A 9,278-nucleotide genomic window follows, 5' to 3' on the forward strand; every position below is an offset into this window, starting at 1 on the left:
GATATATCCAGCGCAAATTTAGCTGCCTAGCTAGTAAAATTTGCTGATAGAGCGAGTATCTGCCGATGCTAAGATCCGCAAAATCCGGGTCGTAATAGCAATAAACAGCCGAGATGCCGTCGCTAAGGATGTCGACTAGATCGACGCCGATGAGCCTGCCGCCTGCAAAATACGCAATCTCCTTGCCAAACTCCGCGTGCCCGGCGACGTAGAGCTCGTAGTAGCGGCGGAAGTCCAGCTCGTAGTACTTCCACTCGCGCTTTTGCTGCATAAATTTATGGTATTTTTTGTATAGCGCCACGTGCGCGTCGTCTATGAGCGGCTTTGTGAGGATGATTTTGGTGTTTTCGTTTTTGCGTATAGTGCGGCGGGCGGATTTGCTAAATTTAAAATTTAGCGCATCGACCCTGATATTTACGCACTCGCGGCAACCCGCGCAGTTTGGCTTGGAGAAATATTTGCCAAAGCGCCTAAAACCGCGCCTAGCTAGAGCGTCGTTTACGGCAAAGTCGCAGCCGTCTATGTAGCGATACTCCATGCGCGAGTCCCTGTCCTTGAGGTAGGGGCAGGGGCTAGGCAGGGTGGAAAACGGCACGACTAGCACTTTTTGATATCCGCGTCCTTGACGTAGGCTAGAAACTCATCGCGTAAAATTTGCTCTTTGTGCGCGATGGCTTCTTCTTTGCTGAAGGTTTTTGGCTCGGGCTTTAAATTTTGCTTTGCGGCATTTTTGGCGACTAAATTTGAGCTCAAATTTGCGTTTTGCTCCTTTTGCAGCTCTTTTTTTATATCCTTTAAGCTATCGAAAAAATCATTCATCCGCGTGCTCCTCTTTAAATTTCCTAGCGTCTTTTACTCTTTGTATCGCTGCGGCGATGGCTGCGATCACCTCTTCGTTGTCCTCGTTGTCTTTGGTTTTCATTTTTTCTAGCAACGTAGGCATCTTGTTTTCGACGTAGGATGTGTCGAAAAATCCTCGCCTAAAGTCGCGCTCCTTGCTGATGCTAAGCAAAAACGGGATCGTAGTTTTGACGCTACCTTCGATGGTAAACTCATCCAGCGCGCGTTTTAGTTTATTTACGGCTAGATCGTAGCTAGGCGCGCGCACGATGAGCTTAGCTAGCAAGCTATCGTAAAACGGCGGTATCTGATAGTCTTTATATAGATGGCTATCTACGCGCACGGAAGGGCCTAGAGCAGGGTAGTAGCCGCTGATCTCGCCCGGGCTCGGGATGAAATTTTGCCATGCGTCCTCGGCGGTGATACGCGCCTCGATCGCAAAGCCTTGCGTGATGACGTCGCTTTGCTCCATGTCTAGGATTTCGCCCGCAGCGATGCGGATCTGGCGCACGATGAGATCCACGCCCGTGATCTCCTCGGTCACGCCGTGCTCGACCTGGATACGGGTGTTCATCTCCATAAAATAAAAGTTGTTGTAATCATCGAGCAAAAACTCGATCGTGCCGGCGTTGGTGTAGTTTACGGCCTTTGCCGCTGCGACTGCGGTCACGCCCATACTCTTTCGCAGGCTTTCGCTCATAGTGGGGCTAGGCGCTATTTCGAGGATCTTTTGGTGGCGGCGCTGGATCGAGCAGTCGCGCTCGGCTAGGTGGATGATGTTGCCGTATTTGTCGCCTAAAATTTGAAACTCGATGTGGCGCGGATTTACGACGTACTTTTCCATGAAAACTTCGTCGTTGTTAAAAAACGCCTTAGCCTCGCGCTTGCAGCTTTCAAAGCTAGACTCTAGCTCTTCTTCCTTCCATACCACTCGGATGCCGCGTCCGCCGCCGCCGCCGCTAGCTTTTAGGATGACCGGATAGCCGATGCGCTCGGCGAATAGTTTGATGTTTTCTATCGTTTCGTTGTTTAGCTTTTCGGTGCCCGGCACGATAGGGATACCGTTTTTATTCATCAGGTAGCGAGCGATATTTTTATTGCCCATTTTGCGGATGACGTCGGCGGTAGGTCCGATGAAAACCAGCCCAGCATCCTCGACCTCTTTGGCAAATTCGTAGTTTTCGCTCAAAAATCCGTAGCCCGGGTGTATCGCGTCTGCGCCGCATGCTTTTGCGACCTCGACTATGCGCTTGGCGTCTAGGTAGCCCTTGATCGGGTCGATGCCGATCTGGTAGGCCTCGTCGGCTATTTTGACGTGCAAGCAGTCTTGGTCGGGCTTGGTGTAGATAGCGACGTTTTTGATGTGTAGATCTTTGCAGGCGCGGATCACGCGAACGGCGATCTCTCCGCGGTTTGCGATCAAAATTTTATGTATCACTTGGCTTTCATTTCTTTACCGTTTTTCAAATTTTACTCTTTTTTGCTTGCTGATGCTTGAAATTCTTTCTTTATGTTATATTTATGGCGTAAGATAACATAAAGATTTTTTATAGACGATTAAATGCGGCAAATTTGGCGCATAAATTTGAAATTTTATATACTTGCGGTAAATTTAACTTAATAAAATAAGCGAAAAGATGAAATTTTTGTAAATGCGTCAAAATTTATGAAAGTTTTAAGAAACCTTTGGTTATACTTCACATTTCTTTTAAAGTGCGCTCGTAGCTCAGCTGGATAGAGCATTTGATTGCGGTTCAAAAGGTCAGGGATTCGAATTCCTTCGAGCGCACCACTACATCTCTAAAAACAATAAATTCTCTATATTGCAAGTATTTACATTTAACTTAGCTTTAAATAATTCTAATTTTGCGCGCAACCATATTTTATATTCTATTAGAGAAAAGCGTGACGGAAAAATCTAAAGTTATTTCAGTTTTGGACAGTATTTTAATATCTAATAAAGCATAGACATTTTGCTTAAGTTTTTAAAAAGCCTGCTATACGCATGGATTATGAATAAGAAAAATTTTTCGCTTTTAGGGCTTACTGGATATCGTGCATGATTAATCCTATAAAAGCCGGCCTTGAGCCGGCTAAATCAAAACACGGGCAGGATCGCTCCGTCGTATCTTTTTAGGATAAACTCCTTTGTTTCAGGGCTAGTTGCGGCTTTAACGAGAGCTTTGATTTTCGGGCTATTTTCATTGCCCGCTTTGACCGCGATGATGTTGGCGTACGGGCTTTCGGTGCCTTCGATGGCTAGTGAGTCCTTTTTAGGATTCATACCGATATCAAGGACGAAATTCGTGCTTATAGCCGCAAGGTCGACTTCATCTAGCGTGCGAGGTATCTGCGCGCCCTCAAGCTCGACGAAATTTAGATGTTTTGGATTTTTCACGATGTCTTTTGGCGTGGCTAGCTCAGCGCTTTTATCTAGCTCGATGAGGCCTGCTTTTTGTAGGATATTTAGCGCTCTGTTGCCGTTAGTCGGGTCGTAGGCGATCGCGACTTTAGCGCCGTCTTTTAGCTCGCTTAGGCTCTTTATCTTTTTTGAGTAAAAGCCCAGCGGCTCAAGATGTATCGCCGCGGCGGTTATCAGAGTCGTGCCTTTTGTTTCATTATGATTTTTTAGATACGGCCAGTGCTGAAAGAAATTTGCGTCCAAATCGCCGTCTTGCGTTGCTAAATTCGGTATCGAATAATCATTTATCTCCTTGATGACTAGATCGTAGCCCTCTTTTGCTAGGATGGGTTTGATAAACTCCATGATCTCTGCGTGAGGCACGGGCGAGACGGCTACTACGATAGTGTGATCTTTATCTGCTGCATAGAGGTTAAAGGCTAGCGCCAAACTTGCTAAAATTTTAAAAACTTTCATTGATATTTTCCTTTTTTATTTTTTAAAACGGCGCTAAAAAGGTAAAAGCTTTTACGCCGTTTTATTTTTGGAGATTTTTCCCGACTATTTTTTATTTTTTTAAATTTGAGCCCTAAAATTTAAACAAAAAGCGCCTATTGCGATTTTAAAAACTAAATTTTACGATGGCAAATCAGTCAAATTTGACGCGATCAGAAGCTCGGTATCACCGCGCCTTGGTAGCGCTTAATAATAAAGTCTTTAACCTCTGGAGTTAGTATCGCTTTATCTAGAGCCTTGATTTTCGGATTATTTTCGTTGCCGGCCTTGGTCGCTACGTAGTTGGTGTACGGGCTATCTTTATCCTCGAGGATTAGCGCGTCTTTGGTCGGTTTGAGGCCTACGTCCAGGGCGTAATTTACGTTGATAAACGCTAGTGCGACGTCATCGAGAGAGCGGGGCGTCTGCGCGGACTCCATCTCTTTAAATTTGAGATTTTTCGGATTTTCTATGATATCTAGCGGGGATTTGTATTCGCCCTCTTTGGCTTTGATTATGCCTGCTTTTTCGAGCAAATTTATCGAGCGCGTCGAGTCTGCAGCATTGTTTGAGATAGCGATGATATCGCCGTCTTTTAGCTCGTCTAGGCTTTTTATCTTTTTAGAATACGCGCCCATAGGCTCGATGTGAACGCCAACAGTCGGCACGATGTGAGTGCCTTTGTCTTTGTTAAACGACTTCATATACGGCAGGCCTTGGAAGTAGTTGGCATCGAGTTCGCCGTTTTCGACGGCGATGTTTGGGATCACGTAGTCGTTAAAGATTTTGACGTCGAGCTTGTAGCCCTCTTTTTCTAGGATCGGCTTTACGACCTCTTCTAAAATCTCGGCGTGAGGCACGGGAGATGCGCCTACGGTGATGGTTTTGTCGCCAGCATACAGGCCGCTAGCTAAAAGCGCGCCAAGAAGTATTTTTGAAAATTGCATTATTATTCCTTTTTTTGATAAAAAAACGGCGCTAAAAAGGTAAAAGCTTTTACGCCGTTTTATTTTAAGAGCGGTCTCTAAACTAAATTTGGATTCATCGTTTTGTTAATTTTACCTGCGCCGCTAAATTTGAGCGGGCGGGGCTAAATTTTATTAAAACGTCGGGATTATCGCGCCTTTATATTTTTCCTCGATAAATTTCTTTACCTCCGGGCTCGTGACGGCTTTGTCTAGAGCTTTGATTTTCGGGCTGTTTTCATTGCCGACTTTGACCACGACGTAGTTGGTGTACGGGCTATCTTTGCTCTCAAGCACGAGTGCGTCTTTGGTCGGGTTTAGGTTGGCGTTTAGAGCGTAGTTCGTGTTGATAACGGCGATGGCGACGTCATCTAGCGTACGAGGAACTTGAGCGGTCTCGATCTCTTCAAATTTTAGCTTTTTCGGGTTTTCCGTGATATCAAGCGGAGTTTTTAGAGGGTTGTCGTTTAGCTTGATAAGACCTGCGCTAGCTAGCACGTCAAGCGCGCGGCTCTCGTTTGTTGGATCGTTTGGTATCGCTACGGTGCTACCGTCTTTTAGCTCTTTGATATCTTTTATCTTTTTAGAGTAAACGCCCATAGGCTCGAGGTGAACGCCAACCGTTTTAACTAGATGAGTGCCTTTGTTTTTGTTAAATTCCTCAAGATACGGCAGGTGCTGGAAGTAGTTAGCGTCTAGATCGCCGTCCTCGGTGGCTAAATTTGGAGTAGAGTAGTCGTTAAATTCTTTGATCTCAAGAGTAAAGCCGTCTTTTGCAAGGATAGGTTTTACGACTTCTAAAATTTCAGCATGCGGAACCGGCGTAGCGCCTACGACGATTTTCTCGGCGGCATTTGCGGCGACCGTTAGGCTTAGAGCGACTAGAGAGTATTTGAGTAGATTTTTCATTTTATATCCTTTTTAAAATTTGGCTAGCATTTAAAAAAAGGATATGAGCGGAGGCTTAAATTTCTTTTTAAATGCTTAGCGAAACTAAGCGCTTAAAAAGAAATTTGCGCTTAGCGTTAGTCTTTCGACGACTTAAGTTCAGTGAAGCGACGTATTTCGCACATATCTGATTTCATTTTCTATCCTTTCTTTGTAAAATTAATTTCGGGATTTTATGCAAAAAAAGTTTAAAAGAAAATAAAATCAGACGTAAAAAATCATTTCTTTGTGATCTTATAAATAAAATTTCCTAATGATTGGAAAATTTGAACCATTATGATTAAGATCACGACGGTATAGAGCATGATATCGGGGCGAAATCTCTGGTAGCCGTAGTTTATCGCAACAGATCCCAGTCCGCCGCCGCCGACCGCGCCCGCCATCGCCGAAAAGCCGATAATAACGATAAGCGTGAGCGTGATAGAAGCCACGATACCGGGTAGCGCCTCTACGAACATCACCTTAAATATAATCTGAAAATTTGAGCTACCGAAGCTTCTGGCGGCCTCGATGATGCCTTTATCGACCTCTTTTAGCGCGCTTTCTATGAGTCTAGCGATAAACGGCGCCGCGCCGATAGTAAGCGGAACGATAGCCGCGGTAGTGCCGATACTGGTGCCCACGATCAGGCGCGTGAGCGGGAAAAGCACGATGATGAGGATGATAAACGGAAAGCTTCTTAGCGTATTTACCGTGATATCAAGCGCGATAAATAGCGGTTTGTTCGGCTTTAGGCCGTCCTTTGCCGAAAGGACTAGCAAGATAGCCGGCACTAGGCCTATCAAAAACGCTAAAAGCGTCGAAACCACGCTCATATAAAGCGTCTCGCCGATGGCCGGGAGCAAAATGCGCTCGAAAACGTCGGGAAATTTAGAAAAATCTATGCCAAACATCACGCCACCTCCCATAATACGCCGCTTTGCTTAATATACTCGGTCACGCGCGCTTCGTCTTTAGCATCGACGTTGATGACGAGCGAGCCTAGCACGTTTTCGTTTAGCTTTTCTAGCTTGCCCCAGACTATGTTAAAGTCTATGTCTAGCGTGCGCGCCATATGCGTGATGACGCTGTTTTGAGCGACTTCTTTTGGGAAAAAGAGCCTGATATTTACGCCCTCGCTCGGTAAAATTTCATCCTCGCCGAGGAATTCCTTCATCTTTTCATCTGGCTTTAAAAATAGCTCCTCGATCGTGCCGCTACCGATTATCTTGCCGCTTTCTAGCAGCACTGCGCGGCGCGCGATGCTTTTTACGACCTCCATCTCGTGCGTGACCAAAACGACGCTGATATTTAGCGTTTGATTGATCTGTTTTAAAAGCTCTAGTATCGAATTCGTCGTATTTGGATCAAGCGCCGAGGTCGCCTCGTCGGAGAGTAAAATTTTTGGACTTAGCGCAAGGGCGCGGGCGATAGCGACGCGCTGCTTTTGTCCGCCGCTTAGCTCGCCGGGGTAGCTTGCGGCTTTGTTTGCAAGGCCGACTAGCTCTAGCAGCTCGCTCACTCTTTTTTTGATTTCGCCGTCTGAGTAGCCCCAAAATTTAAGCGGAGTCGCGACGTTTTCAAACGCCGTTTTCCTCGCCATCAGCGCAAAGTGCTGAAATATCATCCCCACGTCTTTCCTAAGCTCTCTTAGCTCTTTGTCTTTTAGCGCCGAGATTTCTTTGTCAAACACCTTTAGGCTGCCGCCTTGATAGTCCTCTAGGCCGTTTATGCAGCGAAGCAGGGTGGATTTGCCCGCGCCGCTGTGGCCTACGATAGCGAAAATTTCGCCTTTTTCTACGGTTAGGCTGACGCCGTCTATGATCTGCGTCGCTCCGTAAAATTTCTTTAAATTTTCTATCTTTATCACTCAAATTTCCTCGTTCGTAATTCCGCCGAAGCGCTACTAAAATTTATAAAATTTCGCGCCTTAGCTCATCTGCGCTCTTTGGCGAAAGAAGTGCTGGAGCGATGTCAAACACGCTAAACGCGCCGCACTTGCCCCTTTGCGCCAGACGATACGCCGCGCGGGCGTAGGCTACGAGCACGCTAGCTGTAAATTCGGGATTTGAGTCAAGCTTTAGCAAAAACTCAATCAAGTGTTTATTTTCTGCGCGCTCGCCCGTCGCTCCGCTTCGTAGGACAAACCCTCCGTGAGGGATGCCGCCGTGCTCATTTTTAAGCGTTTCAAGACTTACGAAATGCACGCTCGTATCGTAGTCGGCAAAGTAATTGGGCATCGTTTTTATCTCTTTTTCTATGCGCGCTTTATCGGCGCCCTCTTCGGCTACGACGTAGCACTCGCGCAGGTGTTTTTCGCGCGTGCTAAGTTTTGGGTTTTTACCCGCACGGACTCGCTCTAAGGCGCTTTCTATCGGCACGGTGTATTGGCGCGCGTCCACGACGCCCTCGATCCTGCGGATAGCGTCTGAGTGGCCTTGGCTCACGCCTTTGCCCCAAAACGTATAACTGCTGCCGTTTTCCAGTACGCTCTCGCCAAATAGCCTATTTAGCGAAAACAGACCCGGATCCCAGCCAACGGCGATGATGCCAACTTTTCCGCCCTTTTTGGCTGCGGCATCCACCGCGGCGAAGTGCTCGGGGATTTTTGCGTGCGTATCGAAGCTATCTACGACGTTAAAATTTAGCGCAAACTCGGGCGTCTGAATCGGTAGATCCGTCGCGCTACCGCCGCAAAGCACCAAAACGTCGAATTTGCCCTTGTGCGATAAAATTTCATCCGCGCTAAACACCGGAGCTCCGTATGTTTTTACTTCGTTTGGGTTTCTACGGCTAAAAACCGCCGAAAGCTCTAAATCCTTGCTATTCCTTGCGGCAAGCTCTACGCCGCGACCTAAATTTCCATATCCTAAAACCGCTATTTTTATTTTTTCGTTCATTTTTTTATCCTTTTATTTTTTTAAATTTTTGCGCACTAAACGGTGTGCCGTAGTTTAAATTTAACCGCTCAAGGCACCGTTTGGATCTGCCAAGTCCTAACGCAAAAACCAAAAAATATCAATCGACCGCTCCCAAATTTGCTAGCTCGCTATCTACCTTTTCTAGCTTTTGCGTCGCGCTAGCTAGCCCTTCGCGGTTGGCTTCGACCACGGCTTGCGGGGCGGAAGCTACGAATTTCTCGTTATTTAGCATGCTTGATAGCTTTGCTATCTCTTTTTCCAGTTTGGTTTTTTGCGACCGCAGTCGCATGATAACAGCGCTCATATCCACGCCTTCAAGCGGTACAAAGACTTCTAAATTTTCGCTCACGTCGCGCGCGGCGTTTTCGATTTTAGCGTCGCAAAACTCGATCTGTTCGCATTTAGCTAGTAGCGAGATGTAGTTTGTCGCCTCGGTCAAATTTTCGTTTCCGTTTAGCTTGATGAAGGCTTTTGCGATCTTTGAGTTGCCTTGCTCGATGGTCGCCTTTGCGCGGCGGATCGCGACGATAGCTTCGATCACCAGCTCAAAGGTCTTTTCTATCTTCAAATCGCGCTCATTCGCCTGCGGATACGCCTCTATCATGATCGAGCTCGCGCTTTGCAAATTTGAGCCGCTAAGCTCGTGGAAAAGGTATTCTGAGATAAACGGCATAAAAGGACTCAGTAGCCTCATAGCCTCTTTAAATATCGCTCCAAGCTCCCTTATGC

Annotated in this window: 10 protein-coding genes and 1 tRNA gene; 1 reads left to right on the top strand and 10 read right to left on the bottom strand. The window is 46.5% G+C overall.

Annotation, left to right across the window (positions count from 1 at the left end):
- The 3 genes from RYL88_RS08910 to RYL88_RS08920 all read right to left on the bottom strand — a co-directional run.
- The coding region (locus tag RYL88_RS08910) for an arginyltransferase (RefSeq protein WP_314990693.1) at positions 1-604 on the bottom strand (604 nt) is incomplete at its 3' end.
- On the bottom strand, positions 598-819 hold the full coding sequence (locus RYL88_RS08915; protein ID WP_314990694.1) for a hypothetical protein: 222 nt from the start codon (positions 817-819) through the stop codon (positions 598-600). The genes RYL88_RS08915 and RYL88_RS08910, both read right to left, overlap by 7 nt.
- Positions 812-2,278, bottom strand: coding sequence for an acetyl-CoA carboxylase subunit A (locus RYL88_RS08920; protein ID WP_314990696.1), 1,467 nt, complete (start codon positions 2,276-2,278; stop codon positions 812-814). The genes RYL88_RS08915 and RYL88_RS08920 overlap by 8 nt, the downstream gene beginning before the upstream one ends.
- 277 nt (positions 2,279-2,555) lie before the next feature.
- Here RYL88_RS08920 and RYL88_RS08925 point away from each other — a divergent pair.
- Positions 2,556-2,632, top strand: a tRNA-Arg gene (locus tag RYL88_RS08925).
- Between the two features lie 306 nt (positions 2,633-2,938).
- Here the strand turns inward: RYL88_RS08925 and RYL88_RS08930 are convergent.
- The 7 genes from RYL88_RS08930 to RYL88_RS08960 all read right to left on the bottom strand — a co-directional run.
- Positions 2,939-3,718: a MetQ/NlpA family ABC transporter substrate-binding protein gene (locus tag RYL88_RS08930; RefSeq protein ID WP_314990698.1), complete on the bottom strand. Its 780-nt coding sequence runs from the start codon at positions 3,716-3,718 to the stop codon at positions 2,939-2,941.
- 191 nt (positions 3,719-3,909) lie between these two features.
- A complete protein-coding gene (locus RYL88_RS08935) occupies positions 3,910-4,683 on the bottom strand; it encodes a MetQ/NlpA family ABC transporter substrate-binding protein (RefSeq protein WP_314990700.1) in 774 nt (257 codons plus the stop codon).
- Between the two features lie 153 nt (positions 4,684-4,836).
- Positions 4,837-5,610 (bottom strand): MetQ/NlpA family ABC transporter substrate-binding protein, encoded by a 774-nt coding sequence (locus RYL88_RS08940; protein WP_122873973.1) that lies wholly within the window; start codon positions 5,608-5,610, stop codon positions 4,837-4,839.
- Positions 5,611-5,867: 257 nt separating this feature from the next.
- Entirely contained in the window at positions 5,868-6,542 is a 675-nt protein-coding gene (locus RYL88_RS08945) for a methionine ABC transporter permease (RefSeq protein WP_122862898.1), read from the bottom strand.
- A complete protein-coding gene (locus RYL88_RS08950) occupies positions 6,542-7,498 on the bottom strand; it encodes a methionine ABC transporter ATP-binding protein (RefSeq protein WP_314990703.1) in 957 nt (318 codons plus the stop codon). Before RYL88_RS08950 ends, RYL88_RS08945 begins: the two co-directional genes overlap by 1 nt.
- Positions 7,499-7,541: 43 nt before the next feature.
- Positions 7,542-8,528, bottom strand: coding sequence for a diaminopimelate dehydrogenase (locus RYL88_RS08955; protein WP_314990705.1), 987 nt, complete (start codon positions 8,526-8,528; stop codon positions 7,542-7,544).
- A gap of 118 nt (positions 8,529-8,646) precedes the next feature.
- On the bottom strand, positions 8,647-9,278 hold a 632-nt coding region (locus tag RYL88_RS08960; protein WP_314990707.1), incomplete at its 5' end, for a class I tRNA ligase family protein.

It is taken from the genome of uncultured Campylobacter sp., assembly GCF_963517995.1.
Classification (GTDB): Bacteria; Campylobacterota; Campylobacteria; order Campylobacterales; family Campylobacteraceae; genus Campylobacter_A.